This is a genomic window from Lysobacter sp. ISL-50, assembly GCF_018612875.1.
Classification (GTDB): domain Bacteria; phylum Pseudomonadota; class Gammaproteobacteria; order Xanthomonadales; family Xanthomonadaceae; genus Lysobacter.
This window is the reverse complement of the sequence record NZ_JAGGRI010000007.1, coordinates 100086-126637: the sequence shown is the minus strand read 5'-3', so window position 1 is coordinate 126637 and position 26552 is coordinate 100086. Positions and strand designations below refer to the sequence as shown.

At 67.0% G+C, this 26552-nt stretch carries 26 protein-coding genes; 16 read left to right on the top strand and 10 right to left on the bottom strand.

Going from position 1 to position 26552, the window contains the following annotated elements; all coding sequences use genetic code 11:
• The first annotated feature begins 83 nt into the window (after positions 1–83).
• Together J7J50_RS05160 and J7J50_RS05155 are read left to right on the top strand one after the other, a co-directional pair.
• Positions 84–1256: an MFS transporter gene (locus J7J50_RS05160; protein ID WP_215056412.1), complete on the top strand. Its 1173-nt coding sequence runs from the start codon at positions 84–86 to the stop codon at positions 1254–1256.
• Between the two features lie 201 nt (positions 1257–1457).
• Entirely contained in the window at positions 1458–3167 is a 1710-nt protein-coding gene (locus tag J7J50_RS05155; RefSeq protein WP_215056411.1) for an alkaline phosphatase, read from the top strand.
• Between the two features lie 187 nt (positions 3168–3354).
• On the opposite strand, the gene J7J50_RS05150 is transcribed toward J7J50_RS05155, so the two are convergent.
• Positions 3355–3777 carry a CopD family protein gene (locus J7J50_RS05150; RefSeq protein WP_215056410.1) on the bottom strand — a complete coding sequence of 141 codons (423 nt, stop codon included), beginning with the start codon at positions 3775–3777 and terminating at the stop codon, positions 3355–3357.
• Positions 3778–3896: 119 nt separating this feature from the next.
• Here J7J50_RS05150 and J7J50_RS05145 point away from each other — a divergent pair, with 119 nt between their 5' ends.
• Positions 3897–4505 (top strand): class I SAM-dependent methyltransferase, encoded by a 609-nt coding sequence (locus J7J50_RS05145; RefSeq protein ID WP_215056409.1) that lies wholly within the window; start codon positions 3897–3899, stop codon positions 4503–4505.
• Between the two features lie 383 nt (positions 4506–4888).
• Positions 4889–6136 carry a polyhydroxyalkanoate depolymerase gene (phaZ, locus tag J7J50_RS05140; protein ID WP_215056573.1) on the top strand — a complete coding sequence of 416 codons (1248 nt, stop codon included), beginning with the start codon at positions 4889–4891 and terminating at the stop codon, positions 6134–6136.
• A gap of 141 nt (positions 6137–6277) precedes the next feature.
• On the opposite strand, the gene J7J50_RS05135 is transcribed toward phaZ, so the two are convergent.
• Complete coding sequence (locus J7J50_RS05135; protein WP_251044198.1) at positions 6278–7288, bottom strand: sensor domain-containing protein; 1011 nt, start codon at positions 7286–7288, stop codon at positions 6278–6280.
• On the bottom strand, positions 7285–7650 hold the full coding sequence (locus J7J50_RS05130; RefSeq protein WP_215056407.1) for a PadR family transcriptional regulator: 366 nt from the start codon (positions 7648–7650) through the stop codon (positions 7285–7287). Before J7J50_RS05130 ends, J7J50_RS05135 begins: the two co-directional genes overlap by 4 nt.
• A 101-nt stretch (positions 7651–7751) precedes the next feature.
• Here J7J50_RS05130 and J7J50_RS05125 point away from each other — a divergent pair, with 101 nt between their 5' ends.
• Both J7J50_RS05125 and J7J50_RS05120 read left to right on the top strand, forming a co-directional pair.
• Positions 7752–7985: a hypothetical protein gene (locus tag J7J50_RS05125; RefSeq protein WP_215062931.1), complete on the top strand. Its 234-nt coding sequence runs from the start codon at positions 7752–7754 to the stop codon at positions 7983–7985.
• Positions 7986–8101: 116 nt separating this feature from the next.
• Entirely contained in the window at positions 8102–8953 is an 852-nt protein-coding gene (locus tag J7J50_RS05120; RefSeq protein ID WP_251044229.1) for a peptidylprolyl isomerase, read from the top strand.
• A gap of 228 nt (positions 8954–9181) precedes the next feature.
• On the opposite strand, the gene speG is transcribed toward J7J50_RS05120, so the two are convergent.
• Positions 9182–9763: a spermidine N1-acetyltransferase gene (gene speG / locus J7J50_RS05115; RefSeq protein ID WP_215056405.1), complete on the bottom strand. Its 582-nt coding sequence runs from the start codon at positions 9761–9763 to the stop codon at positions 9182–9184.
• A 105-nt stretch (positions 9764–9868) separates the two neighbouring features.
• Here speG and J7J50_RS05110 point away from each other — a divergent pair, with 105 nt between their 5' ends.
• Positions 9869–10165, top strand: coding sequence for a hypothetical protein (locus tag J7J50_RS05110; RefSeq protein WP_215056404.1), 297 nt, complete (start codon positions 9869–9871; stop codon positions 10163–10165).
• A 51-nt stretch (positions 10166–10216) separates the two neighbouring features.
• Here the strand turns inward: J7J50_RS05110 and J7J50_RS05105 are convergent, their stop codons facing one another.
• Entirely contained in the window at positions 10217–11041 is an 825-nt protein-coding gene (locus J7J50_RS05105; protein ID WP_215056403.1) for a DUF4349 domain-containing protein, read from the bottom strand.
• A gap of 386 nt (positions 11042–11427) precedes the next feature.
• A complete protein-coding gene (locus J7J50_RS05100; RefSeq protein ID WP_215056402.1) occupies positions 11428–11748 on the bottom strand; it encodes a TonB-dependent receptor in 321 nt (106 codons plus the stop codon).
• Between the two features lie 173 nt (positions 11749–11921).
• Here J7J50_RS05100 and J7J50_RS05095 point away from each other — a divergent pair, with 173 nt between their 5' ends.
• Complete coding sequence (locus J7J50_RS05095) at positions 11922–13766, top strand: DUF885 domain-containing protein (RefSeq protein ID WP_215056401.1); 1845 nt, start codon at positions 11922–11924, stop codon at positions 13764–13766.
• A 377-nt stretch (positions 13767–14143) separates the two neighbouring features.
• Here the strand turns inward: J7J50_RS05095 and J7J50_RS05090 are convergent, their stop codons facing one another.
• From J7J50_RS05090 to J7J50_RS05080, 3 genes are all read right to left on the bottom strand, one after another.
• Positions 14144–15547, bottom strand: coding sequence for an XVIPCD domain-containing protein (locus J7J50_RS05090; protein ID WP_215056400.1), 1404 nt, complete (start codon positions 15545–15547; stop codon positions 14144–14146).
• A complete protein-coding gene (locus J7J50_RS05085) occupies positions 15537–16187 on the bottom strand; it encodes a hypothetical protein (RefSeq protein ID WP_215056399.1) in 651 nt (216 codons plus the stop codon). The genes J7J50_RS05090 and J7J50_RS05085 overlap by 11 nt, the downstream gene beginning before the upstream one ends.
• A 215-nt stretch (positions 16188–16402) precedes the next feature.
• Positions 16403–17488 (bottom strand): substrate-binding domain-containing protein, encoded by a 1086-nt coding sequence (locus J7J50_RS05080; RefSeq protein WP_215056398.1) that lies wholly within the window; start codon positions 17486–17488, stop codon positions 16403–16405.
• A gap of 337 nt (positions 17489–17825) precedes the next feature.
• Between J7J50_RS05080 and J7J50_RS05075 the strand changes: the two genes are divergently transcribed.
• From J7J50_RS05075 to J7J50_RS05055, 5 genes are all read left to right on the top strand, one after another.
• Positions 17826–17969: a hypothetical protein gene (locus J7J50_RS05075; protein ID WP_215056397.1), complete on the top strand. Its 144-nt coding sequence runs from the start codon at positions 17826–17828 to the stop codon at positions 17967–17969.
• Positions 17970–18230: 261 nt separating this feature from the next.
• Positions 18231–19913, top strand: coding sequence for an OFA family MFS transporter (locus J7J50_RS05070; RefSeq protein WP_215056396.1), 1683 nt, complete (start codon positions 18231–18233; stop codon positions 19911–19913).
• Positions 19914–19959: 46 nt separating this feature from the next.
• Positions 19960–20886, top strand: a complete 927-nt coding sequence (fdhD, locus tag J7J50_RS05065) for a formate dehydrogenase accessory sulfurtransferase FdhD (RefSeq protein WP_215056395.1) — start codon at positions 19960–19962, stop codon at positions 20884–20886.
• A complete protein-coding gene (locus J7J50_RS05060; RefSeq protein WP_215056394.1) occupies positions 20883–23234 on the top strand; it encodes an FdhF/YdeP family oxidoreductase in 2352 nt (783 codons plus the stop codon). Before fdhD ends, J7J50_RS05060 begins: the two co-directional genes overlap by 4 nt.
• Positions 23235–23247: 13 nt before the next feature.
• The gene (locus tag J7J50_RS05055) at positions 23248–23472 is read left to right on the top strand and encodes a hypothetical protein (protein ID WP_215056572.1); all 225 of its coding nucleotides are present in this window, start codon (positions 23248–23250) and stop codon (positions 23470–23472) included.
• A gap of 34 nt (positions 23473–23506) precedes the next feature.
• Here the strand turns inward: J7J50_RS05055 and J7J50_RS05050 are convergent, their stop codons facing one another.
• A complete protein-coding gene (locus J7J50_RS05050; protein ID WP_215056393.1) occupies positions 23507–23857 on the bottom strand; it encodes a GFA family protein in 351 nt (116 codons plus the stop codon).
• 119 nt (positions 23858–23976) lie between these two features.
• Between J7J50_RS05050 and J7J50_RS05045 the strand changes: the two genes are divergently transcribed.
• The 3 genes from J7J50_RS05045 (at position 23977) to J7J50_RS05035 (ending at position 26415) form a co-directional block, all read left to right on the top strand.
• On the top strand, positions 23977–24402 hold the full coding sequence (locus J7J50_RS05045; protein WP_215056392.1) for a VOC family protein: 426 nt from the start codon (positions 23977–23979) through the stop codon (positions 24400–24402).
• A complete protein-coding gene (locus tag J7J50_RS05040) occupies positions 24399–25310 on the top strand; it encodes a DUF72 domain-containing protein (protein WP_215056391.1) in 912 nt (303 codons plus the stop codon). The genes J7J50_RS05045 and J7J50_RS05040 overlap by 4 nt, the downstream gene beginning before the upstream one ends.
• Before the next feature lie 133 nt (positions 25311–25443).
• Positions 25444–26415, top strand: a complete 972-nt coding sequence (locus J7J50_RS05035) for an aldo/keto reductase (RefSeq protein WP_251044195.1) — start codon at positions 25444–25446, stop codon at positions 26413–26415.
• Positions 26416–26552 lie beyond the last annotated feature (137 nt).

The following is a 26552-nucleotide window of genomic DNA, read 5'->3' as shown; positions in this document are numbered from 1 at the left end:
TCTCCCGCCCGCGAACCCGATCGCCCCGATCGCTGCGCAAGCGCCGTTGCGACTCCCGACGCCCCAACCCCCATCCCGGCCTCATGAACAAAGCACTCTTCGCTCTCCTCCTGGGCGCCTTCGCCCTCGGCTCGGCCGAATTCGGCACGGTCGGGCTGATTCCGTCGCTGACGCACCAGTTGCACCGCAGCAGCGACGAATTGGGCTGGCTGGTGGCGATCTACGCCATCGGCGTCACCATCGGCGCGCCGGTGTTGACGCGGCTGCTGCAGCGCTACGACACCCGCCTGACCCTGGCGGTGTCGATGGCCGCGGCCGGCGCCCTGACGGTGCTGGCGTCGATGAGCGAACACTTCGGCCTGCTGCTGGCCGCGCGCCTGTTGCTGGGCGCCAACCACGGCCTGTTCTTCTCGCTGGCGATGCCGCTGGCCGGGCGGCTCAGCCCGCGCTCGACCATCGAAGGCATGGCGCAGGTGATCTCCGGCCTGACCATCGCCATCGTGTTGAGCATTCCGATCATGGGTTTCGTCAGCGATCACTATCGCTGGCAGGCGACCTTCTGGTTGCTCGGCGGCGCGTACCTGATCGCGGCGGCGGCGATGTGGCGCTGGATTCCGGCGCAGGCCGGCGCGCGCACGCTGGAATCGCAGCAGGTGCGCTTCGCCGAAGTGATCTCGAACCCGCGCGTGCTGTCGGCGCTGATGAAGATCGTGCTGCTGTTCGGCGGCTATTTCATCGCCTACACCTATCTGCCCAAGCTGATCATCGATTCATTGGGCTACAGCCAGGACACGGCGAATTTCCTGCTGCTGTTGTTCGGCGTCGGCGTGGTGCTGGGCAATCATTTCGGCGGCATCGCCGCGGCCAAATACGGCGTGTCGCGCACGATCGGTTTCAACTACGCGCTGATCGCGGCCTTGTTCGTGGCGATCTATTTCCTGATCGGCCTGCCCTCGTTCGCCTACGCCGGCATCTTGCTGCTGGGGCTGTTCGCGATGAGCTCGACGCCGTCGCTGGGGCATTACGGGATCGAGGTGTCGCGCCGCTTGATTCCCGGTTCGGCCGAGATCGCCTCCAGCCTGACCGTGTCGGGCTACAACATCGGCATCGCCCTGGGTTCGCTGATCGGCGGCGCGGTGCTGCGCCAGGTCGGGCTCAATCAGGTGCTGGTGGTGGCCGCGGCGGTGATCGGGCTGGGCCTGGTGGTGAATTTTCTGGAGCACCGGGCGGATCGGCGCCTGAACATGGCTATTTAGGCAGGAATGAGTTCAGAGGAGTGAGGAGTGAGTAGGGGCGATGCTTTACTCACTCCTCACTCCTCTGAACTCGTTTCTGCCTCCTGCTTTCCGCCACGACCAGCAAACATCCGGCGCCGTACCACCAGCGCCGACGCCCAACCGCAGTCACACGTCCAGGGCATAATCGCCGGCTTGTCATTCCCAACGCCCGGCCCGCCCATGTCCAAGCTGCGTTCCGCTTCCGTTCTCTTCGTTCCCGCGCTGCTCACCGCCTGCGCCGCGGCCGCGCCGACCACGCGCGCCGATGCGCCCGCCAGCGGCGTCGTCGTCGATGTCCCGCAGATCAAGCACCCGCAGGACGAAACCCCGGCATGGTGGTACCGCGACGGCGCCGCCCAGGCCGCGCAGCGCGGCGCCAGCACCGGCAAAGCCAAGAACGTGATCCTGTTCGTCGGCGACGGCATGAGCCTGACCACCGTCGCCGCCGCGCGCATTCTCGACGGCCAGCTCAAGGGCTCGCCCGGCGAAGAAAACCGCCTGAGCTGGGAGCGCTTCCCGGCGACCGCGCTAAGCAAGACCTACAACACCGACTCGCAGACGCCCGACTCGGCCGGCACCATGAGCGCGATGGCCACCGGCGTGAAGACCCGCGCCGGCGTGCTCAGCATCGGCCAGAAAGGCCTGCGCGGCGATTGCGCGGCCGCGCTGCAGGCGCCGATGCTGACCTTGTGGGAACTCGCCGCCAGCAGCGGCCTGGCCACCGGCGTGGTCACCACCACCCGCGTCACTCACGCCACCCCGGGCGCGACCTTCAGCCATTCGGCCGAGCGCAACTGGGAAAACGACATGGACCTGACCGACAAGGCCAAGGCCCAGGGCTGCATCGACATCGCCCGGCAGATGATCGAATCGCCCTACGGCACCGGCCCGGACGTATTGATGGGCGGCGGCCGCGGCAACTTCATGACCGTGGAGCAGCGCGATCCGGAATACGACGACAAGGTCGGCCAGCGCTTGGACGGCCGCGACCTGATCGCGACCTGGAAGCAGCGCCATCCCGGCGGCGAGTACGTGTGGAACGCCAAGCAGTTCGCCGCCGCGCCGAAGGACAAGCCGCTGTTCGCGCTGTTCGAGCCCGATCACATGCAGTTCGACCACGACCGTCCGCAGGACGGCGCGGGCGAGCCGTCGCTGGCGCAGATGACGGTCGCGGCGATCGAGCGGCTGAAGGCGATCAAGGGCGATACCGGCTTCGTGCTGCTGGTCGAGGGCGGACGCATCGATCACGCCCATCACCAGGGCAACGCCTATCGCGCGCTGACCGACACCATCGCGCTGAGCCAGGCGGTGGACGCGGCGAACAAGGCGACCTCGGCCGACGACACTCTGATTCTGGTGACCGCCGACCACTCGCACACGCTCAGCTTCGTCGGCTACCCGGTTCGCGGCAACCCGATGCTGGGCAAGGTGCGCGGCACCAGCGGCGAAGACGGCGACGCCAACGACTACGCCCGCGACGCGCTGGGCAAGCCGTACACCACGCTCAACTACAGCAACGGCCCGGGCTACACCGGCGCCAGCTCGCAGCAGCCCGAAGGCCCGCACACGTTCCCGCACACCGCCAGCGGCATGCAGGAAATCGAGAAGGGCCGTCCGGACTTGACCAACGTCGATACCCAGGCGCCGGACTACATGCAGGAAGCGCTGGTGCCGACCAGCAACGAAACTCATGGCGGCGACGACGTCGGCATCTGGGCGCGCGGCCCCGGCAGCGCCGCGGTGCGCGGCAGCGTCGAGCAGAACACCATCTATCACTTCATGTTGCAGTCGATGCCGAAGCTGCGCGCGGCGCTGTGCGCCAAGGGCGATTGCGATGCGAACAAGGTGCCGGTGATGTTGCCTAAGGGTGAGGATTTCAGGAAGAACTGAGGGGTTGGCGCTCAGGTCTGGGGGCAATCCCCCTGCCCCCCTTTTTCAAAGGGGGGAACGGCACGGGCTTCGGTAGAAAACAAAAACGATCATGCAGATCGCAACGCCACTCCCCACCACCAACGCAACCAGTCTCCCCCTTTGAAAAAGGGGGATTAAGGGGGATTCGCTCTTCCCCCCATAACCCTCAAAACGGCTTAGCCAACACCAGCCAGACAATCGCGATCAGCGCCAGCAACGGCAGCTCGTTGAACAAGCGCAACATGCGCGACGAAGGCAGCGCCCGGCCCTTGTCCACACCCTTGAGCCAGCGCCCGGTGAAGATGTAATACACCAGCAGCACCGCGACCAGAGTCAGCTTGGCGTGCAGCCAACCGCCGCTCATATGGAACACGAGCCACAAGGTCAGTCCCAGGATCGCCGCGATCCCGAACATCATGTGGCCGAAGCGATACAGCTTGCGTCCCATCAACACCAGCCGCGCGCGCACCGCCGGTTCGTCGCCGGCTTCGGCGAGGTTGACCAGTATCCGCGGCAGGTAGAACACCGCGGCCATCCAGGCGATCACGAATACGACATGGAAGGTCTTGGTCCAGACATAGGCATTCATCGCGGGCTTCCTGAAGACGGGCTGGCAGTGACGGCGAACGGCGGCGGCTCGCGCGGGCGCTCCGCCGAGCGCCGCCGGGCGCGTTAGGATGCCACGCCCCCACGCCACGCACGGCCACCATGAGCAAACAATACGACCGCGATTACTTCCAACGCTGGTACCGCGACCCGGCCCTGAAGGACCAGGCCATCGGCGGCGCCGCGCGGCTGACGCGCAAGGTGGCGCTCACCGTCGCCACGGCCGAGTACCACCTGGAGCGGCCGATCCGCAGCGTGCTCGACATCGGCTGCGGCGAAGGCCCGTGGCGCGCGCCGCTGCTCAAGCTGCGCCCGCGCCTGCAGTATCTGGGATTCGACAGCAGCCAGTACGCCACTGCGCGCTTCGGTCGCAGCCGCAATCTGCATCTGGCCCGGTTCGGCGATTTCGAATACCTGCGGCCGTGCGCGCCGGTGGATCTGCTGATCTGCAGCGACGTGCTGCATTACCTGGACACGCGCGAACTCGATCGCGGCCTGCCCGGCCTGGCCGAGCTATGCGGCGGGGTGGCGTTCCTGGAAACCTTCACTCGCGAGGATGGAATCGAGGGCGACACCGACGGCTTCAAGCGCCGGCCGGCGAAGTTCTACCGCGAGCGCTTCGCCGCGCAGGGATTCGCCGCCCTGGGTTCGCATTTGTGGTTGGGACCGATGCTGCGCGGCGGCACGGCGGCGTTGGAGACGGTGGATTGATCCGCGACGAAGCCGCCCCCCTCTGAGCTGTTCCCCCCTTTGAAAAAGGGGGGCTAGGGGGGGATTTGCTTTTGCTCTTCCCGAAAGCAAAAGCAAATCCCCCGCGCTACAGCAAGGCCCGGCTTCGTACTCACGCCGGGCGCTCGCCCCCTTTTTCAAAGTGGGCAATGGTTGACGCGCTTGGTCGAAGCCTGAGCATTCGAATCGGCCCGCCCAGCCAACGATCTCGCCCCCCACCGCGACACCCCTCACCATTCACGCGACCGCCGTCCCAATCCGCTATGCTGCGGCGCAGCAAACCGCTCGTGCCGGGGTCAGCTACTCTCCGGCGCCAGCCCTGCACCGCCACCGCTGTACACCGCCACTGAGAGTCCGACCCGATGCTGCTTTACCAAATGCACGAACTCGGCCGCGCCTGGATGGCCCCGATGACCTACTGGGCCGACGCCGGCGCGAAGATGTTCGCCGCGCCCGGCAGCTGGCTGTCGACCCTGCCCGCCGCGCCGCGCCTGGCCGCCGGGTACGAACTGCTCTATCGCATCGGCAAGGACTACGAGAAGCCCGAATTCGGCATCCACTCGGTGCAGATCGACGGCAACGCCTATCCGGTGATCGAACGCGAGATGCAGCGCAAGCCGTTCTGCCGGCTGCTGCGCTTCAAGCGCTACGCCGACGACGCCGACAACATCGCCGAACTCAAGGACGATCCGCCGGTGCTGGTGGTCGCGCCGCTGTCGGGCCACCACAGCACGCTGCTGCGCGATACGGTCAAGACGCTGCTGCGCGACCACAAGGTCTACATCACCGACTGGATCGACGCGCGCATGGTGCCGACCGAGGAAGGCGCCTTCACCCTCGACGACTACGTCGGCTACATCCAGGATTTCATCCGCCTGATCGGCGCCGACCGCCTGCACGTGATCAGCGTCTGCCAGCCGACCGTGCCGGTGCTGGCGGCGGTGTCGCTGATGGCCGCGCGCGGCGAAGCCACGCCGCGTTCGCTGGTGATGATGGGCGGGCCGATCGACACCCGCGAAAGCCCGACCAAGGTCAACGACCTGGCCGTGCACAAGCCGCTGTGGTGGTTCGAAAGCAATCTGATCCACCACGTCCCGGCCAACTTCCCCGGCCGCGGCCGCCGCGTCTATCCGGGCTTCCTGCAGCACAGCGGATTCATGGCGATGAATCCGGAACGGCATTTCCAGTCGCACTGGGATTTCTACCAGGACCTGCTCAAGGGCGACCTGGAAGACGCCGATTCGCACCGCCGGTTCTACGACGAATACAACGCCGTGCTGGACATGCCGGCCGAGTACTACCTGGATACGATCAAGGTCGTGTTCCAGCAGCACCTGCTGCCGCGCGGGCTGTGGGATGTGGCCGGCGAGCGGGTCGATCCGGGCGCGATCAAGAACACCGCGCTGCTGACCATCGAAGGCGAGCTCGACGACATCTCAGGCCAGGGCCAGACCCGCGCCGCGCACACGCTGTGCACCGGCGTGTCCAAGCAACGCCGCGAGCACCTCACCGTCGAAGGCGCCGGCCATTACGGCATCTTCAGCGGCCGCCGCTGGCGCGAGCAGGTGTATCCGCAGGTGCGCAACTTCATCGCCAAGAACGCGGCGAAGTAACCCGCGCGTCATCGGCTTCATCGAGCCATCAGGAAAGCCCGGCCACGTGCCGGGCTTTTTTCATGCGCGGCCGATCGCTCCGCGCTCAACGAAAGAGCCGGCGCGAACGCCGGCTTTTCGTCGCATCGCTGTCGCATGCCGTCAGTCGCGCTGCGCCCACTGCACCAGCAGATGCTTGGCCAACTGCGCATGCGCATAGCCGATCAGGCGCGCCACATGCAGCATCACGAACAGCAGCAACACGCCGACCAGGGCGAACACCGGCATCGCCCAGGGCTCCCAGGCGCCCAGGAACGAAACGCCGTCGATCCGGACCAGACCGTCGAACAGGCCGAACAACATCGCGAACGGCAGGAAGATCAGCGACAACGACAGCGCCAGGCCGGTCACCGCGATGCTGAAGTACGCCGTGCCCAGCGGCATCATCAACAGCATGTACAGCAAGGTGCCCCAGGTGCGCGGATCGGTGAACATCTCCTTGATCCGCTCCAGCACCGGCCGGCTGCGATCGGAATACAGCGGCCGCCGCGGCATGCGCTCGCCCAGCATCACCTCGACCAGGCGCCCTTCCACCAGCGACAACACCCGCACCGAGCCCAGGAACAGGATCAGCAGCGGAATGCCGACGATCAGCACCATCAGGCCGAGCGACAGCGACACGCCGGTGGTGACCCAGGTGAAGTAGAACGTGCCGGTGGCCAGCGACAGCAGCATGTAGAACAGCGCGCCGTAGGTGCGCGGCTCCAGCGCCACGCCGAAGAAGCGGCCGAGCGCCGATTTGCGCGGCGCCGGCTTCGGCGCGCGCAACGCGGTCTGCACCTTGACCTCGGTGTCGCGGTAGATCTCCGCGACCTCGTCGGGCGCGCCGTAGCTGCCGGCGACCGCGGCGATGATCTCGGCCTCGCTCTGGCCGGGGTTGTCGGCCATTTCCGAACGCAGGTATTCCTCCGCGTCGTACAGCGCGTCCTGGATCAGCGCCGGATCGGCGCCTTGCAGCGCTTCGCGCAGGCGTTGCAGGTAATCGGGAATCGAGCGCGGCAGGCTGGCGTCGGCGGCGGTCGCGGCGGCGTGGGCGGTGTCGACGCCGGGCGCGTCGGCGCCGGACGGGTCGGCGGAGTTCGGATAGTGGCTCGTGCCGGCTATGGCGTTCATGAGTTCAGCCCCTGGAGTACGGAATCGACGGAATCGCGGGTGGCGCGCCAGGCCTGCGTCCATTCGCGCAGCACGGCCTGGCCGGTGTCGGTGATGCGGTAGTAGCGGCGCGGCGGTCCGGTCACCGACGGCTCGACATAGCTGTCCAGCAGCCCGGCCGCGCCGAGATTGCGTAGCACCGGATACAGCGCGCTCTGCTTGCCGCTGAGCACGCCCTCGCCTTCGCGTTCCAGGCGCTTGGCGATCTGGTAGCCGTACATCGGCTCGCTGGCCGCGGCCAGCACCGCCAGCAAGGCCAGCGACACGGTGCCGGCGCTGAGTTCCTTCTGGAACTTACGCAACTGGCTGTCGAGTTCGATCACGGCGCCCCCGCGGGTGTCTGGCTAGGTTGGACCTCAGGCTATTACGAAGTTCGGTATAGCGGATGTGCCGGTAGTCATTGAGCAGGAATTAGTTGAGAGGAGTGAGGAGTGAGTGGAAGCACAAGCGAGGACCGGGCTTTTACTCACTCCTCTCAACTCACTCCCGCTTCCAGCTACGCTTCGCCGACCCGCCACCCAAAGCCACGCCGCGCGGCGAAGCGCGCCACCGCTACGAATTCGGCGGCGACCGCTACCGCTTCGTGATCGAAAACCGTTTCCCCGGCCAGAGCGATTTCGCGGAATTCATCCGCGGCGATTACGCTCGCCAACCCTGATCAGGAGATCGTCCATGCTTTCGATGCATCGAGCCGCCTCGCTCGCCCTCGCCCTGAGCGCCGCGGTCGCGGCCCCGGTTTTCGCCCAGACCGCCGAGCCGGCCAAGGGCCGGACCATGCAGCAGATTCTCGACGCCAGCCAGCCGTCGGACTGGCGCGCGCTGGACCCGAAGAACACGATTTATCTCGAACTGCCGCGCGGCCGGGTGGTGATCGAACTGGCGCCGCAGTTCGCGCCGGCCCACGTCGCCAACATCCGCGCCCTCGCCCACAACGGCTATTGGAACGGCCTGAGCATCAACCGCTCGCAGGACAACTACGTGGTGCAGTGGGGCGACGCCAACGGCGAAGACCCGGCCAAGCGCAAACCCTTCGGCAAGGGGGTAAAGACGAAACTGCCGGCCGAGTTCTCGCGCAAGAGCGCGGGGCTGGCGATGACGGTATTGCCCGATCCCGACGGCTGGGCGGCGCAGGCCGGTTTCGCCGCCGGCTTTCCGGCCGCGCGCGATTCCGGGCAAGGCAACAGCTGGCTCGCGCATTGCTACGGCACCGTCGGCGCCGGCCGCGACTTGGCCGCCGATTCCAGCAACGGCACCGAGTTGTACGTGGTGATCGGGCAATCGCCGCGTCACCTGGACCTCAACATCACCACCGTCGGCCGCGTGATCAAGGGCATGGAGCTGCTGTCGACGCTGCCGCGCGGCACCGGCAATCTGGGCTTCTACGAAACCGCCGCCGAGCGCACGCCGATCCAGGCCATCCGCCTGGCCGCGGACGTGCCCAAGGCCGAGCGCGCCAACCTGGAAGTGCTGCGCACCGACACGCCGCTGTTCACGGCGCTGGTGGAATCGCGGCGCAACCGCCAGGACGATTTCTTCAAGCGCCCGGCCGGGCACATCAATATCTGCAACGTGCCGCTGCCGGTGCGCGATCAGGTGGTTGAAAGCAAGGCGGCCAAGAAGAAGTGAGGCTGCGTTAGCGGCGAAGTCTCTGCTTCGGCAGAGCATCCGTTTTTACCCGTCATTCCCGCGAACGCGGGAATGACGGAACTATTTCTTGGAGACGCTGACCGCGCTCTTAGCCCCTCTCCCGCTCGCGGGAGAGGGGTTGGGGTGAGGGCACGCGAACCGACAAGCACGCCGCGGGCCCTCATCCGGCCCTTCGGGCCCCCTTCTCCCGCGCAGCGGGAGAAGGCATCAGCGACTACTACGATCGCGCCAGGCGCTGCCCTGCCCCAGCACCTGCGGCTGGAACAGGCACATCCGCACCACGTCGTGATAGCGGCCGTCGCTGAAGAACTCATCGACCAGGATGCCTTCGCGCTGGAAACCGGCGTCTTCGTAGATCTGGATCGCGCGCAGATTGTCCACGTCCACCAGCAGATACAGCTTGTACAGATTCAACACCCGGAACGCGTAGCTGATCGCCAGCCGCGTCGCCGCGCGCGCGTAACCGCGGCGCTGCTGTTCAGGCGAAATCATGATCAGGAATTCGGCGCGCCGGTGCAGGTGGTCGATCTCGACCAGTTCCACCAGCCCCACCCGCTCCTGGCCGCCGTCCTGGACGATGAAGCGGCGCTCGGACTGGTCGTGGATGTGCTTGCGGTACAGCTCTTCAAGCTCGACGAAGGACTCGTAGGGTTCTTCGAACCAGTAGCCCATCACGCTGCGGTTGTTGTTGAGCACGTGGACGAAATGCAGGTCGCCGCGCTCCAGCGGTCGCAATGTGACGCTGGGCACGGGCACCGACGAAGGGGCCGTTTCGGAGGTCGTGTTCATGCGCCTAGCCTACCTCGACGCGATTTAGACGGTGTGACGTTTCACGCGGTCTTAGCTGCGCCCTGCCTAGCCTCCAGACTCCGCCGCGATTCCAGGTTTTCCGCCATGCCCCTGCTTCGATTGCGTATCACCGGCAACGACGACGACGCGCGTGCGATCGGCAATCTGCTGTCCAGCCTGGACGGGATCGAGCACGTGGAGGAAGTCGCCGATCTGATGCCGCACATGGACGATGCCGATTCCAGTTCCGCCGGCCTGACCGACGACGCCGGTCCCGGCGTGCACGAACTGGAAATCGACGCGCCCAACCCGTCCACCGCGAACAAAGTGCGCGAGGCGGTGGAGGCGCTGGCCTTCGACCTGGACGTGCTGGTCGAGTTCGAGTCCGAAGAAGAACGCTGAGCCTCGCGGGCGCGTCGTGCGCGCCCGCGATCGCCACGGCCGCCGCGCGCCTCAGCCGCCCGCGGCCGCCCGCTTCGCCTTGCGCGCGCGGCGGATGCGCAACAGCACCCACACCAGCGCGACCAGCACCACCGACACCGGCAGCAACACGGCGACGGCGCGGATCAGGAACGCGATCACCAGGGCGACGATGCTGCCGAAATCGCGGAACGCATCGCCGATCTCGCTGCGGCTTTCCTGGCCGCGGGTGGTCTGGAAATTCAAGGTGACCAACTGGGTCGAGATGCGCCGCTGCTGCTGCGCGGCTTCCTGCTGCGCGGCCTGCAGTTGCGATTCGATCTCGGCGATGCGGCTGGACAAGGTCAGCACATCGGCGACCTTCAGATCCTTGCGGTCCTGGAATTCGAGCAGGCGCGCGTGTTCTTTCTGCAGCCGGTCCTGGCGCATCGCGTTGTCGCGCACCGCGGTGGCCAGATCGTCGGCCTGGATGCTGCGCTCGGCGATTTCCTCGCCCTTGCCGGCCACGCCGATCAAGGGCTCGACCCCGGCCGGCACGATCCGCACCTGCACCATCGCCGAAGGATCGTCGCCGCCGCTCTGATTCATGCCCAGCACCGCGCAGGCGCCGAACTTGGCCGAGGTGCACGCCGCCTGCACCGCCGCGGCCTGGGCGGCGATGCGCTCACCGGGCAGGCGGATCTGCACGCGGTGTTCGTAGGCCAGCAGCACGCCCAGATCGGCCTGCGGCGCGGGCGGTCCGGAGTTGCCGCCGGAGGGCGCCTGGCGGAGGTACGCCACGGTCGTCGCGGCGCTTTCCGCCATCTTCGGCTGGTCATGGCTGCTGCAGCCGCTCATGCCGCCGCTCAGCGCCAACATCAACAGCGCCGTCGCGCTTAGCCGTGCGGCGCGGCCGAAACCCGCCGTGTTCGCCCTGGATCGTTCGATTCCCGCTTCCATCGCCGCATCTCCCACGCCGTCAGTGGCAGGCAGCACTATGCCACCGTCGCGCGCCGGGTCCAGCCTGGACTGCGGCGCGCGTTGCCGCGCGTCAGTGCCAACGCGCGCCGGCGCCGCACGGGGTTGGCGCCGCGAACAAAACGGGCGGCGCGCGGACCCGATCGGGTTCCGCCGCCGCCCGTCGCATCGTCCGCGCCGGCGCTTAGAACTTGTGCTGAAGCCGACGCTGACGAACCGCCCCAGCGCGTCGTACTGGCTGATGTCGTAAGGCAGCGCGCCCTGCCCGACTTGCGGCTGCTCGTAGCTCAGCAGCCGGGTCCAGGTGCCGTCCGGCGTCCACGACGAATCGCCGGCATGCCAGACCTTGCGGCCTTCGATATCGAAGCCGGTCGTGGCCAGGGCTGCACCGGATCGAAGGGATCGATCACCGACCCGTAGCTGATGGTGGTGCTCTGGGCGATCTCCGGCAACGGCGGCGCGCGGAAACCGCGCGATGCGTTCAAGCGCAGCAGCCAGTCGTCGCTGACCTGCCGGCGGATGCCGAGCTCGGGCGAGCGAGCCGATCCGGATTTGCCCGCTCGGCCGGCTGGCTTTGCATCGAGTTGCAGCTCGCGCGAATCCTCCACGTCGATCCGCCCACATCGGCCAGTGCCGCCGCCCGCACACGCAATCCGCACGCGCTGACGGCCATTGGATATAGGCCGATCGTCGCCCGACCAATGACCCATGCGGGCGTGACCGGCTTGGCATATCCTCCGCGCAACCCGGCCGCGGCCACCCCACCCCACCGAGAATGGATATGCGCCCGTTGCGCCCTACGCAGCTCGCTGCCTTGCTTAGCCCCACCCTGATCGCGCTGGCTCTGGCCGGCTGCGGTTCGCACGATTCCGCCACGCCCGCGCCGCGCAGCGCGCCCACGCACGCGGCCGCCGCCGGCGCCGCCGATCCGGCGGTCGATGCCGCCTTCGCCGCGCTGTCCAAGCGCTGGCTCGACGGCGTCATGCAGATCAATCCGATCGCCGCGACCCAGATCGGCGATCACCGCTTCGACGGCGAAGTCGATGACCTCAGCGCCGCCGGCCGCCAGCGCCAGATCGACTTCAACACCAAGCTGCTCGGCGAACTCGACGCCATCGACGCGACCCGGCTGTCGCGCGAGAACCAGGTCGATGCGCTGATCCTGCGCAACCGCCTGCGCTCGGACGTATGGACGATCCAGACCCTGCAAAGCTGGGCCTGGGACCCGCTGGTCTACAGCGGCCTGGCCGGCGACGCGCTGTACAACCTGATGGCGCGCGAATACGCGCCGATGCCGCAACGGCTGAAGTCGGCGACCGCGCGCATGGAGAAGATCCCGCAGATCTTCGCCCAGGCCCGCGCCAACCTCGATCCGGCCCGGGTTCCGAAAATCCACGCCGAGACCGTGGCCAAGCAGAACGCCGGCGTGCTCAGCCTGATCGACACCTTCATCGCGCCCAACGCCGGCCAGCTCAAGGGCGCCGAGCGCAAGCGCCTGGACGCCGCCGTCGCCGGCCTGCGCAAGGCCGTGGCCGAGCAGCAGGAATGGCTGGACAAGACCCTGGTGCCGAACGCGAAGGGCAACTTCCGCATCGGCCAGACCCTGTACGACGAAAAGCTGAAGTTCTCGCTCAATTCATCGCTGTCGCGCGCGCAGATCATGCAGCGCGCGCAGGCCGAGCTGATCCGCGTGCGCGGCGAGATGTACGCGATCGCGCAGAAGGAACTCAAGGACAAGCCCGGCGCGCCGGCGCTGCCCGGCAAGCCCACGCCCGAGCAGCAGCAAAAAGCGATCGAGGCGGCGCTGGAATTGGCCTACGCCGACAAGCCGCCGCGCGACAAGATCGTCGATTTCGCCAAGCAGACCCTGAGCGATGCGACCGCCTTCACCCGCGCCAAGAATCTGGTGACCGTGCCCGACGCGCCGGTCAAGGTGATCCTGATGCCGGAATTCCAGCGCGGCGTGGCGCTGGCGTATTGCGATTCGCCCGGCCCGCTCGACAAGGGCCTGGACACGTATTACGCGATCTCGCCGATCCCGGACGACTGGAGCCGCGAACAGGTCGATTCCTTCCTGCGCGAATACAACACGCGCATGGTGCACCTGCTGTCGATCCACGAAGCGATGCCGGGCCACTACCTGGAAGGCGCGCATTCGGCCAAGGCGCCGTCGACCCTGCGCGCGGTGCTGCGTTCGGGCGTGTTCGCGGAAGGCTGGGCGGTCTACACCGAAGACCTGATGGCCGACTCGGGTTATCTCGACAACGATCCGCTGTTCCGCCTGGTGCAGTTGAAGTTCTACCTGCGCACGTTGGGCAACGCGATCCTGGACCAGGGCGTGCAGGTCGAGGACTGGAGCCGCGAGCAGGCCATGGAATTCATGACCCGGCAGACCTTCCAGCAGGAACGCGAAGCCGCCGGCAAGTGGGTGCGCGCGCAGCTGACCTCGGCGCAGCTGCCGACGTATTTCGTCGGCGCGCAGGAGCATTTCGACATGCGCAAGGCGGTGGAGGCGCAGTCGGGGGCGAAATTCGATCTCAAGACTTACCACGATCAGGTGCTGTCTTACGGCGCGCCGCCGGTGCGGTTCGTGCGTGAGTTGATGTTGGATGAGCCGATTCGCTGAGCAAACGCGGCGAAGCGGCCCTCATCCGCCCCCCGCCTTCGCGGGGGCAGGCTCTGTCGGGCACCTTCTCCCGCTAGCGAGAGAAGGCAAAGCAATTGCCTGCGTCGAGCCCCTCTCCCGCTTGCGGAGAGGGGTTGGGGTGAGGGCCGTCAGCGCCCTCTCAAGGCAACCGAACCCGCTGCCCATTGCCCGCATTGCAATCCCATATCTGCAACTGCGTCTCCGGCGTAGCCGCGCCGTTGGGAACATCCAGGCACCGCCCGGATTGCGGATGAACACGGCGTTTTCGATGTGACGCCGGCCACATGCGTCGTTCGCCGCCCGCGCACACGCTGGCGGCCTCGAATCGCGGGTCCGATCGGCCGCACCGCGATCGTTCAATGGATCAGGGTCGGCCCGCTCCGTGTCTGCTGCTGGCTCAACTGCCGCGCCCGTTCCTGCTCTTGCGCGATGGCTTGATTCGCCGACTGCAGCTTCTGATCCGACTGCTCCACCGGCGTGCCGAGCGCCCGTTCGATATTCACCGTCGCACGCTTGTGCTCGGGATCGTCCAACCGGCCCTCGATCGCGAACACATTGCCGTTCGCCACCACCACATGATCGACCCGGCCCAGGGCATTGGCCGCGAGCGAAACCTCCTGGCCCGGGTGCATTTCGCGATTGTCCTTGCACGCAGCGAGGACGGCGCGGCCGAGCCGTTCCCCGGCTTGCTCATCGGGCCTGCCTAGCTGATCGGCGTTGGCGCGCAGGCCGGCGCGGATTTGTTCCAGCATGCCGTGATCGGCATGGCGCGGATCGGCCGGGCCCGCGTTGGACGGAGGCGTCGTCAGTGGATGGTTGTTCCCGCCGGCCGTGTGCCGCACTTCCACCACCCGATGACCGCCCGTATCCACGAACTCGAACGGACCATCGCGAAACAAGCCGAGGTTTACCGATTGTTTCCGCAAGGTCTCCGGGTCCAGTTTCAGCTTCGCCAGATCGATATGGACATCGCTGAAACGGCGATCCGGATCGAGCCGGCGCGCCTGGAACTCGGCATCGGCGACATAGCCGATCGCGTCGGCCTGACTGGCCTGGGGATAACCGCCGCGCGTGCGCTTGATGTCGTAGAAGCAGGCGGCGACGGCTTCGATGTTCTGCGGCGAGACCGGGAGCGATTGGGTTTTGGGGTCGAAGCTGAGGCCGGGCTTGAAGGCCACGCGGCCCAAGCTTGAAACTTCGGTACAGGAACTGATTTCCTGCGCACGCTTGGCCAGCACCTTTTCCGAGATCGGCCCTCCGTCCTCGTGCTTCATTCGGTCCGCCAGCGTATTGATTCCGTTCAATTCGGCGCGAGCCTCGTTATCGCGTTGGAGCGCGTCGTAGCGCTCGACCAATGCGGTGTAGTCCCGGGGCCGCGCCCCGCTCTCGGCTAGCGCGCGAATCTCCGCAACGATGGCCAGTTCGGCCTTGCGTGCCGCCGGATCTTGCTGAGCATGGGAAATTTCGTGGCCAAACGCGTAAGCAAGACGATCGAGAGGTTCGGCGCGGAGCGGCACATCAAGCAACGCGCGTTGGAAGCCTATTTCGCGCGTCGTTGGGGCGTACCAAGCCGAAGCGGGAGATTCCGGCGGCAGGAAATGCAGGCCCAGCACCCGTTCGTTCAAGATGGCGTCGGTCATCGCGCGATTCAGTTCGGGTGAACTGCGCATCGCCGCTTCCAGCATGCGCAAGTGATGCTCGGTGGCGCCGCGCTTCGCGAACCCGTCGAAGACTGCGTCGAGTTCGTCCTTATCGGCCACGATGCGGCCCTTCGTCCGTCATGGCGAAGTCCATACTGACCCATTCGATGCATCGGCCCGTTTCAGCGAAAGGCTCGCCGGTGTAATAGAACTTCACCCCCACCGACTGACTGCCACGGCTGTATTCCCAGGCCGTTCCCTTGCCCAAGGGGCCAAACCCCTCTGAGTCGTTGAATCCCATCTCTTTCATGCGCCGATGGAAGGCCGGGTAATCAAGAGTGCATTGGGGAGAGTTGCCCAGCTTGTCGCGCTCATAAGGCCCGGCCAACATCTGAAGCCTTACATCGCGGGGCGAATAGGTCGTGATATTCATGTTCCAGCGCCACCATCCGTCGGCCCCCTGGCCGGCGATGTCGCGTATGTCCGGCGCATCGGGAACCGGTGCGAGCGTGAACCCCGTGATGCGTTCCAGATGGCTCTGGCTCAGCTCTTCCCGCCGCGTAATCCCCTCGATCACCTTGAACACCAGCGCCTGATACTGCTCCCGGCTCAACGTCGGTCCTTTCATCGTCCCCTTCCCCGCTGCGTCATCCGCTTTCGCTGCCGCCGCCGGCAAGACGGAGCGATCGCCTTGCGCGCAAGCGCTCGCGGCCAGGCAGACCAGCAACGGCACGAACGTCCAGCGGTAAGTCGATGGCATGGCCAACTCCGTTGCCTTGCGATGCGTCAATGGTTGGGCGAGCAGGTGCCGGGGTCAAGCCGACGCCGGCGATCGAGTACGCGAAATTTTCCGCCCCGATCAAATTTTTTCGAATCGCAGATCGATTGGACATCAAGCCGGTGCGTTGCGAATGCGAAAAGTGTGACCTGGCTTTTTCGCGAGTCCCTCCGGCTCGTCCGCGGCCACTCACGACGTCAAGCAAACACCGCCCGCGCCGACGGAAACGCCTCGAACAAATCCTGCACCGTGCCGCAGCGATCGGCGTCGTAGCCCGGCAGCAGGCCCAACTCCCGGCGGAAGCGCTCGCTGTGCAGGATCGCCATCACCTCGGCCAGGGCCGGCGCGGTCAGCGTCTGTTCGCGCACCAGGAAGAAGTAGTGCTCCGAGGCGATCGGCAGGAATTCCAGGCCGTAGCGCCGCGCCGGCGTTTCCAGGCCGAAGCCGGCGTCGGCCATGCCGCTGGCGACATAGGCCGCGACCGCGGCATGGGTAAGTTCGTCGATGCCGCAGCCGCGCACGTCGCGGATCGAATGGCCTTGCTTGGCCAGCATGCGCTCCAGCAGCAGGCGCGCGCCCGAACCGTGTTGTCGATGGATGAAGCGCACGTCCTCGCGCAGCAGATCGGCCAGCGTGCGGATGCGCTTGGGGTTGCCGGGCGCGACGATCAGGCCGATCCGCCGCGTCGCCAGATGCAGCGCGCGGTCGCCGGCCGGATCGATGCGGTCGGCGTAGTGGCTGAGAATGTCGCGTTCGAATTCGCCGATCGGCAGATGCACGCCGGCCAGATCGCAATCGCCCGAGCGCAGCGCCGCCAGGGCTTCGCCGGGACTGCGGTATTTCAGATCGACGGAGGCGCCGGCCTCATCGAGAAACCGCCGCAATGTCTCGACCGCGAATCCGTGCGCCGCGTGCAGCCGCGGCGGCGCCGCCTGCGCGCTGAGCACGCGGCCGAGTTCGACTTCGACCTCCGAGGCCAGACTGTCCAGGGTCGGCGCCAGGCGCGCGGCGATGCGCTGGTCGGCCCACACCAGGCTTTCGCCGAGCGCGGTGAGCGTCGCGCCGCGGCCGCGGGTCATGCGCAGCAGCGGCGCGCCGAACAGCGAACGCGAGGATTGCAACAATCCCCAGGCATAGCGATAGGACAGGTCGAGATCGCGGCACGCCGCCGCCAGCGAACCGGTCGCGTGCACGCCCAGCAGCAGATCGATCAGCTTGGGCGGCAGCGGCCGGCCGTCGGCGGCGTGCAGGGTCCACTTGGGTTGGATCAATACCTTGAACATGTCCGCTCCGCGCGGTGGGGGCGCTCGCGCGCGGTTGCGATCGCGACGCCGTGCGCATCGACGCGTCGAACTGAGACCTGCTGCAGCGAACGGCGATGTCGCGGTTGGAAATGATGCGAGTTGCAGGCAGATTCGATCGGACGCACGCAAACCTTTCGCGATCGCCGCGGTCGCGCATGGGTTGCACCGTCCATCGCCGCGGACGGATGCATCGGCATCGCGCGATCGACGACGCGCTGCGCCGATCCGGCTACGACCACGGCTAGGACTCCCCGCCCATGAGTGTTTTTCTCCAAGCATCGCCGCGGCGCGCGAAAGCCGCGCCGACATCCGCATCGTGCGTATCGACGCGGCGCAGATGCACGGCGTCTGCGACACCACCGGCAGCTGGCGCCGCGGCGACAGCGTGCGCCAGCGGGGCTGTCGCGATCGCCGCTGCAAGGCGCTGGTGCTGTTGATGCCCGACGACGGCGCGCCCTGAGCCGGGCCGGCATCGGGGTCGCGCGGGTGGCCGCATCGTCTTCATCGCCGTCCTCGTTTCCAGTAGCCGCCGTGCCCGGCCTGGGCTCAGCCCAGCGGCTGCAATAGGCTATCGATAGCCGATTATTAGACTACCCGAGGATATACGCCAACCCACAGCTACGTTAGCCTCGCTCAGCGCCTCAGGACTGACCCCCCTTTATGTCCTGGAAAACCTATTTCGTACGAATCCGTAGTCCGCAGCATCGGGAGGGGTCCAAGCATGTCCAGTGAGAGCGCGGTGCTCGCAGCACCGCAGTCGGCCGCCGAAGGGTTGTTGTCGAAAGAACGCATCGTCGCCAAACCGGGGTTCAACCGCTGGCTGGTCCCGCCGGCGGCGCTGGCGATCCATCTGTGTATCGGCATGGCCTACGGCTTCAGCGTGTTCTGGCTGCCGCTGTCGAAGGCCGTCGGCATCGCGCAAGCGATCGACTGCCCGAAAGAGATGGGCCTGTTCGCGCGCATGTTCGCCACCGGCTGCGACTGGAAAGTCAGCGAGCTGAGCTGGATGTACACCTTGTTCTTCGTGCTGCTGGGTTGCTCGGCGGCGATCTGGGGCGGCTGGCTGGAACGCGCCGGCCCGCGCAAGGCCGGCGTGGTCTCGGCGCTGTGCTGGTGCGGCGGACTGGTGATCTCCGCGATCGGGGTGAAAACCCATCAGATCTGGATGCTGTGGCTGGGCTCGGGCGTGATCGGCGGCGTCGGCCTCGGGCTGGGTTACATCTCGCCGGTATCGACCCTGATCAAATGGTTTCCCGACCGCCGCGGCATGGCCACCGGCATGGCGATCATGGGCTTCGGCGGCGGCGCGCTGATCGGCAGTCCGCTCGCCGACATGCTGATGAAGCATTACGCCAGCGCGACCTCGGTCGGCGTGTTCGAAACCTTCCTGACCATGGCCGCGCTGTATTTCGTGTTCATGATGGCCGGCGCGTTCGGCTACCGCGTTCCGCCCAGCGGCTGGAAACCGGCCGGCTGGACGCCGCCGGCGGCGAACAACAACGCGATGATCACCCAGCAGCACGTGCACGTGAAAAAGGTCTGGGGCATCCCGCAGTTCTGGCTGTTGTGGGGCGTGCTGTGCCTCAACGTCTCCGCCGGCATCGGCGTGATCGGCATGGCTTCGCCGATGCTGCAGGAAGTGTTCGGCGGCAAACTGATCGGCGTGGACGGCGGCATCAAGAGTCTGGATGCGACCCAGTTGGGCCTGATCGCCACCATCGCCGCCGGCTTCACCGGCCTGCTGAGCCTGTTCAACATCGGCGGACGCTTCTTCTGGGCCTCCACCTCCGATTACATCGGCCGCAAGATGACCTACGTGGTGTTCTTCGTGCTGGGCTTCGCCCTGTACGCGGCGGCGCCGGCGGCCGGTTCGTCGGGCAGCATCGCGGTGTTCGTGGCGATCTTCTGCGTGATCCTGTCGATGTACGGCGGCGGCTTCGCCACCATTCCGGCTTATCTGGCGGACATGTTCGGCACCCAGATGGTCGGCGCCATCCACGGCCGCCTGCTCACCGCCTGGGCCACCGCCGGCATCCTCGGCCCGGTGGTGGTCACCTACATGCGCGACTACCAGTTGGGCCTGGGCCTGCCGCCTTCGCAGGTCTACAACACCACCATGTATATCCTGGCCGGGATGCTGGTGCTGGGCCTGCTGTGCAACCTGATGGTGCGTCCGGTCGCGCAGAAGCATTTCATGACGCCGGAAGAACTGGCGCGCGAAAAAGCCCTCGCCCACGAGAAGACCGGCAGCAACGGCGAAGCGCTGTACACGCCGGAACAGATGGCCCTGGTCGGCCACGGCGGCAATCCGGCCCTGGTGCTGGGCGCCTGGGTCGCGATCGGCATTCCGATGGCCTGGGGCGTGTGGGTGACTTTGCAGAAGGCCTTCGTGCTGTTCCATTGAGGCCCGCGGCCGGACGGCGCCACCGCCGTCCGGCCACCGAATCGACATGAGTACACAGCGACCATTGCCCGGCAGCGAACGCGACGCCGAACCCGAAGCCGATCGCGCCGGCGCGGTGCGGCGCACGGTGCGCCGCCGCCGCGGCGCGAACGTGCGCGAGGCGCTGGACGTCATCGCCGCCGAAGTGCCGGTCGCGCTGATCTACAACGACACGCCGTTCGCGGTGATGATGGCCACGCCCGAGGATCTGGCCGATTTCGCCCTCGGCTTTTCCCTCAGCGAAGGCATCGTCGCCGGTGCCGGCGAATTGCGCGTGGAGGAAATCGCGACCTCGCTGGAAGGCATCAGCCTGCGCCTGAGCGTTCCCGGCGAACGCGCCGCCGCGCTCGAACAACGCCGGCGCAATCTGCAGGGCCGCAGCGGCTGCGGCGTGTGCGGCACGGAAAGCATCGAGGCGGTGCTGCGTCCGCCGCCGCGCGTGGGCGACAGCGCGCCGGTGCGCGCGCGCGCGCTGCAACGCGCCCTGCGCGAGTTGCGCCAACGCCAACCTCTCAATGCCCTGACCGGCGCCACCCACGCCGCCGGCTGGGCCGACGTCCACGGCCGCGTGCTGCTGGTGCGCGAGGACGTCGGCCGCCACAACGCCCTGGATAAACTGATCGGCGCGATGTCCGCCGCCGGCATCGATCCACTGCGCGGTTTCGCCGTGGTCACCAGCCGCGCCAGTTACGAGATGGCGATGAAAACCGCGCAGGCCGGCATCGCGCTGCTGGCGGCGATCTCGGCGCCGACCGCGCTGGCGATCGCGCTGGCCCAGGCCGCGCACCTGACCCTGATCGGCTTCGCCCGCGACGACGGCCACGCCGTCTACACCCATGCGCAGCGTCTGCTCGAAGGCGACGGGCTCGAAGACGCCGCGCAACTCTCACGCGAACGCGACGCAGAGCGCGACGCGACGGAATCGGACTCATGAGCAAGAAAACCATTCGCCCCTACGACGGCCCCGCCGGCGGCTGGGGCGCGCTGCGCAGCGTCGCCACCCATCTGCTGGAGCAGGACGTGCCGGTGCTCGGCGCGCGCACCTTGTTGTCGGCGAACCAGCCCGACGGCTTCGACTGTCCCGGCTGCGCCTGGCCCGATCGCGACCACACCTCCACCTTCGAGTTCTGCGAAAACGGCGCCAAGGCCGTCGCCGCGGAAGCCACCCGCCATCGCGCCACGCCGGAGCTGTTCGCCAACTACACCCTCGCCGAGCTGGCCCGCTACAGCGATCACTGGCTGGAAAACCAGGGCCGCCTGACCCATCCGATGCGCTGGGACCCGGCCAGCGACCGCTATCTGCCGATCACCTGGGACGAGGCCTTCACCCGCATCGGCGCGCATTTGAACGCGCTGGCCTCGCCCGATCAGGCGCTGTTCTACACCTCGGGCCGCTGCAGCAACGAAGCCGCGTTCCTGTACCAACTGTTCGTGCGCGAGTTCGGCACGAACAACTTCCCCGACTGCTCGAACATGTGCCACGAGCCTTCCGGCACCGCCATGAAGGCGCAGATCGGCATCGGCAAGGGCACGGTGCAGTTGCGCGATTTCGAACTGGCCGATGCGATCTTCATCTTCGGCCAGAACCCCGGCACCAACCATCCGCGCATGCTCGGCGAATTGCGCCAGGCGTCCAAGCGCGGCGCGGCGATCGTCTCGTTCAACCCATTGCGCGAGCGCGGGCTGGAGAAATTCGCCGATCCGCAGGACAAGCTGGAGATGCTGCACAACGGCTCGACCCGCATCTCCTCGGATTATTTCCAGTTGCGCATCGGCGGCGATCTGGCCGCGCTCAAGGGCATGATCAAGCGCACCCTGGAGCTGGATGCGCTGGCGCAGGCGCAAGGCCGCGCGCGGGTGATCGATGTGAGCTTCATCGCCGAGCACACGCGCGGCTTCGACGCGTTCGCGATAGAGGTGGCGAACGAATCGTGGGACACCATCGTCGCCGAGTCGGGCCTGTCGCGCGCCGAACTCGAACGCGCCGGCGACATCTACGCGCAGGCCGAACGGGTGATCTGCTGCTGGGGCATGGGCATCACCCAGCACAAGCATTCGGTGGCGACGATCCAGATGATCCTCAACCTGATGCTGCTGCGCGGCAACATCGGCCGCCCCGGCGCCGGGCCCTGCCCGGTGCGCGGACACAGCAACGTGCAGGGCGACCGCACGATGGGCATCTACGAAAAACCCGCGCCCGCGTTCCTGGACCGGCTGCGCGAGGTGTTCGGCTTCGAGCCGCCGCGCGCGCACGGCCACGACACCGTCGGCGCGATCGAAGCCATGCTCGACGGTCGCTGCAAGACCTTCTTCGGCCTGGGCGGCAACTTCGCCACCGCCACGCCCGACACCGAGGCCACCCATCGCGCGCTGCGCCGCTGCGACCTGACCGTGCACGTGACCACCAAGCTCAACCGCAGCCATCTGGTGCACGGCCGCGACGCCTACATCCTGCCCTGCCTGGGCCGCACCGAAATCGACATCCAGGACACCGGCCCGCAAGGCGTCACGGTCGAGGATTCGATGAGCATGGTCCACCTGTCGGCCGGCATCAACGCGCCGGCCGATCCGATGCTGTTGTCGGAACCGGCGATCGTCGCGCGCCTGGCCCACGCCACCCTGGGCGCGCGCAGCAAGGTGCCGTGGCTGTGGCTGATCGGCGATTACGACCGCATCCGCGACAAGATCGAGGAGGTCTTCGACGATTTCCACGACTTCAACCAGCGCCTGCGCGTGCCTGGCGGTTTCCACCTGACCAATTCGGCCAGCGAGCGGCGCTGGCTCAATCCCGAAGGCAAGGCGCTGTTCAAGCCGCACGCGGTGCCGACCGATCTGCCCGTGCACCGCGCCCGCGCCAGCAACTCGCAACCGGTGTTCACGCTGGCGACCACGCGCTCGCACGATCAATACAACACCACCATCTACGGCATGAACGACCGCTACCGCGGCGTGTTCGGCGAGCGCCGGGTGTTGTTCATCCACAAAGAGGACATCGCCGCGCTGCGGATGAGCGCGGGCGATTGGGTGGACCTGGAAAGCCTGTGCGACGACGGCGTCAAGCGCGTCGCCAAGCGCTTCATGTTGGTCGAATACAACATCCCGCGCGGCTGCCTGGCCGCGTACTACCCGGAAACCAATTCGCTGGTGCCGCTGTCGAGCTTCGCCGACGAAGCGCGCACGCCGACCTCGAAATCGATTCCGGTGATCGTGCATCCGCACCAGCCGCAGCCGGCGCAGAACCTGCAGTCGGCCAAGGACATCGGCCTTGTCCGAGTTGACTGAGCCGCTGCTGGCGATGCTGGCCGGCGAAGCCGGCGGCGTCTCGCTGCCGCGCCTGTGCAAGCGGCTGGGCGTGCGCATGAGCGTGCTGATGCGCGAGCTGGCGTGGATCGGCGAAGACGCGATCGGCGATCATCCCGCGCCGGGCTGGGTGCGGGTCGAAGCGCACGGCGAGAGCAGCGTGGCGGTGCTTACCGCGCGCGGACGCGAGCGTCTGCGCACCGGCGAGACTTCGAACTAAGGCAGCGCCGCCCGTTGCTGACGCGGCGCGAGGCTCAGTACGAGCGCCCGTCGATCGGCACGATCTTCAGCGATTTCAAATCCACCCCGTCCAGGCAACGCACGTTGATCGCCGTCATCGGCGTACCGTCGGGCATCGAGGCTTCGCTGTACGGCGCGATGCCGCAGTTGCGGCAGAAGTGGTGATCGATCGAATGCTTGTTGAAGTGATACGTGCCCACGTCGGCCCGATCGCTTTTCAGGCTGAAGGCCGCGCGCGGCACGAACCAGAGCAGGCCGCCGCGACGCTGGCACATCGAACAATTGCAGTCGATCGTCTGATCGATCTGGCCCTCGACTTCATACGCGACCTTGCCGCAGTGGCAACTGCCGGTGTAAGTGCTCATGCGCGCGCCCCGTCCCGATGAAGACGCGAGAATAACGTTGCCGCGCTATCCTCGTCGCCTGACGAACGTCACCCGTCGCCGCAGCGACCGCCCATCCGCGCCGTCTCAGGAGCCTTGCCATGGATCCCATCGCCGGAAGCACCATCATCCCGTCCCTGCGCTACCGCAACGCCCCCGCCGCGATCGAATGGCTGTGCCGCGCCTTCGGTTTCGAGAAACACGCGGTCTACCAGGACGGCGAGACCGTCCACCATGCCCAGCTGACCTACGGCCCGGGCATGATCATGCTCGGCTCGGTCGTCGATGACGGCGACAACGAGTGGAGCAAGCGCATCGTCCAACCCGATGAGATCGGAGGGCGCGAAACTCAGGCCTGCTCGGTCGTCGTCAGCGACGCCGACGAGCATTACGCCCGCGCTCGCGCGGCCGGCGCGCAGATCGTGGTCGCGGTCGCCGACCAGGACTACGGCGGACGCGCCTACACCTGCCGCGACATCGAAGGCCGCCTGTGGTGGTTCGGCACTTACAATCCCTGGAACCTATGAACCGCAAACCGAGCAAGTCCGATCATCCCTCCGCGGACGGCGATCTGTTCGCCGCCGCGGCCAAGCCCGCGGCCGTGGACCCGCTCGCCGGCAACCATGGCGTGGCGCCCATCGACGGCATCCGCAGCGGCATCGGCGGCTGGACCTTCGTGCCGTGGCGCGACAATTTCTATCCGAAAGGCCTGGTGCAGCGGCGCGAGCTGGAATACGCCAGCCGCCAGCTCAGCAGCATCGAAATCAACGGCACCTTCTACAGCGCGCAGAAGCCGGCGACCTACGCCAAATGGGCCGCGGACACGCCGGAGCATTTCATGTTCTCGCTCAAGGCGCCCGGCCGCATCACCCAGGCCGGCGCGCTGGCCAAGGCGCAGTCGGGCGCGAAGGCCTTCATCGACGGCGGCCTGGGCGAATTCGGCGAACGGCTCGGGCCGATCCTGTGGCAGCTGGCGCCCAGCCGCCGCTTCGATGCGGACGATCTGGCGCCGTTCCTCGACGCCCTGCCGCGCACGCTCGATGGCCGCGCGCTCAAGCACGTGCTGGAAGTGCGCCACGCGAGCTTTCTCGATCCGGCCTATCTGCGGTTGGCGCGCGAGCGCCGCATCGCCACGGTGTTCACCGATTCCGACGAATACCCGTCGCTGGCCGATGTCACCGGCGATTTCGTCTATGCGCGGTTGATGCGCGCGCGCGCCGACATCGCCACCGGTTATCCGCAGGACGAGCTCGACGCCTGGGCGCGGCGCGCGCAGGCCTGGGCGCGCGGCGAGGACAATCCGGAGCTGCCGCATGTCGGCGCGGCGCTGGCCAAGGCCGCGCCGCGCGAGGTGTTCGTGTATTTCATCAGCGCGGCGAAGGAACGCAATCCGGCGGCGTCGATGCGGCTGCTGGAGATGATCGGCGCGCGTTGAACGCGCCGTGGTGGCGTTGCCGTCGCGGCTCGCACGCGATGGCGACCCCGGCGCTTGAGCGCGGCGCCGGAATGCGCGAGGCTGCGCATCGAAGCCGCACCGAACCGCACCGATTCCAACGCGAGTCATCGTCATGGCCAGTCGTCGCGAATTCCTCAGTTCCACTGCCGTGGTCGCCACCGGCCTCGCCCTCGCGCCGTTGAGCGCCTGCAGCGGCGAAGCGCCGTCGGCAGCGGCGGTGCCGCTGGCGGCCGAGCGAGCCGAAACGCCGTTCTCCGGCGCGCTGATCAAACGCAAGATTCCCGCGACCGGCGAACGGGTGCCGGTGATCGGCCTGGGCACCTCGGGCAATTTCGAAATCGGCGAGAATGCCGCCGCGCGCGAACCGCTGCGCGAGGTGCTCAAGCGTTTCGTCGATGCCGGCGCGCGCGTGGTCGATACCGCGCCGACCTATTCCAGCGCCGAGGATGTGCTCGGCGAACTGGTCGCGCAGGCCCAACTGCGCGATCGTCTGTTCCTGGCAACCAAATTGTCCGGCGTCAACGGCCGCGCCGAAGGGCTGGCGCAGTTCCAGCGCTCGCTGCAACGCCTGCGCACCGATCGCATCGACCTGCTGCAAGTGCATAACCTGCGCGACACCCGCACGCAGCTGGCCTTGGCGCGCGAACTCAAGCAGCAGGGAAAAGTGCGGCTGGTCGGCCTCACCCATTACCTGGAAAGCGCGCACACGCAGTTGGCCGACGACATGCGCGCGCTCAAGCCGGATTTCATCCAGATCAACTATTCGGTGATATCGCGCGGCGCGGAGCGGGCGATCCTGCCGCTGGCGGGCGAGCTTGGCATCGCGGTGATGATCAACCGCGCCTTCGAGGACGGCCGCCTGTTCGCCCAGGTCAAGGGCAAGCCGCTGCCGGCGTGGGCGAGCGAAGTCGGCGCCGATTCGTGGGCGCAGTTGTTCTTGAAGTTCGTACTCAGCCAGCCGGCGGTGACGGTGGTGATTCCGGCTACGGCGAAGCCCAGGAATCAGACCGACAATCTCAAGGCAGGAGTTGGGGCGATGCTGGATGCGAAGCAGTGTGAGGCGTTGATTGCGGCGGTGGGGTGAGAGGTGATTTAGAGTTTGGAAGGGCCGGTGTTGCCGCTTAGCCGCACTCCTCCCGCGCAACCCCCAAGCCCGTCATTCCCGCGAACGCGGGAATCCAGTGACTTTGACGCAACTTGCTCGAAAGCCGCTGGATTCCC

Excerpts from the sequence above, each read along its gene's own strand:
- J7J50_RS05035 (WP_251044195.1), top strand. The coding sequence starts at position 25,444 with ATGGCCAGTCGTCGCGAATTCCTCAGTTCCACTGCCGTGGTCGCCACC.
- fdhD (WP_215056395.1), top strand. The coding sequence starts at position 19,960 with ATGAGTACACAGCGACCATTGCCCGGCAGCGAACGCGACGCCGAACCC.
- J7J50_RS05105 (WP_215056403.1), bottom strand. The coding sequence starts at position 11,041 with ATGTTGGCGCTGAGCGGCGGCATGAGCGGCTGCAGCAGCCATGACCAG.
- J7J50_RS05095 (WP_215056401.1), top strand. The coding sequence starts at position 11,922 with ATGCGCCCGTTGCGCCCTACGCAGCTCGCTGCCTTGCTTAGCCCCACC.
- J7J50_RS05070 (WP_215056396.1), top strand. The coding sequence starts at position 18,231 with ATGTCCAGTGAGAGCGCGGTGCTCGCAGCACCGCAGTCGGCCGCCGAA.
- speG (WP_215056405.1), bottom strand. The coding sequence starts at position 9,763 with ATGAACACGACCTCCGAAACGGCCCCTTCGTCGGTGCCCGTGCCCAGC.
- J7J50_RS05080 (WP_215056398.1), bottom strand. The coding sequence starts at position 17,488 with ATGTTCAAGGTATTGATCCAACCCAAGTGGACCCTGCACGCCGCCGAC.
- J7J50_RS05150 (WP_215056410.1), bottom strand. The coding sequence starts at position 3,777 with ATGAATGCCTATGTCTGGACCAAGACCTTCCATGTCGTATTCGTGATC.
- J7J50_RS05050 (WP_215056393.1), bottom strand. The coding sequence starts at position 23,857 with ATGAGCACTTACACCGGCAGTTGCCACTGCGGCAAGGTCGCGTATGAA.
- J7J50_RS05120 (WP_251044229.1), top strand. The coding sequence starts at position 8,102 with ATGCAGCAGATTCTCGACGCCAGCCAGCCGTCGGACTGGCGCGCGCTG.
- J7J50_RS05145 (WP_215056409.1), top strand. The coding sequence starts at position 3,897 with ATGAGCAAACAATACGACCGCGATTACTTCCAACGCTGGTACCGCGAC.
- J7J50_RS05155 (WP_215056411.1), top strand. The coding sequence starts at position 1,458 with ATGTCCAAGCTGCGTTCCGCTTCCGTTCTCTTCGTTCCCGCGCTGCTC.
- J7J50_RS05085 (WP_215056399.1), bottom strand. The coding sequence starts at position 16,187 with ATGCCATCGACTTACCGCTGGACGTTCGTGCCGTTGCTGGTCTGCCTG.
- J7J50_RS05045 (WP_215056392.1), top strand. The coding sequence starts at position 23,977 with ATGGATCCCATCGCCGGAAGCACCATCATCCCGTCCCTGCGCTACCGC.
- J7J50_RS05055 (WP_215056572.1), top strand. The coding sequence starts at position 23,248 with ATGCTGGCCGGCGAAGCCGGCGGCGTCTCGCTGCCGCGCCTGTGCAAG.
- J7J50_RS05135 (WP_251044198.1), bottom strand. The coding sequence starts at position 7,288 with ATGAACGCCATAGCCGGCACGAGCCACTATCCGAACTCCGCCGACCCG.
- J7J50_RS05040 (WP_215056391.1), top strand. The coding sequence starts at position 24,399 with ATGAACCGCAAACCGAGCAAGTCCGATCATCCCTCCGCGGACGGCGAT.
- J7J50_RS05110 (WP_215056404.1), top strand. The coding sequence starts at position 9,869 with ATGCCCCTGCTTCGATTGCGTATCACCGGCAACGACGACGACGCGCGT.
- J7J50_RS05060 (WP_215056394.1), top strand. The coding sequence starts at position 20,883 with ATGAGCAAGAAAACCATTCGCCCCTACGACGGCCCCGCCGGCGGCTGG.
- J7J50_RS05160 (WP_215056412.1), top strand. The coding sequence starts at position 84 with ATGAACAAAGCACTCTTCGCTCTCCTCCTGGGCGCCTTCGCCCTCGGC.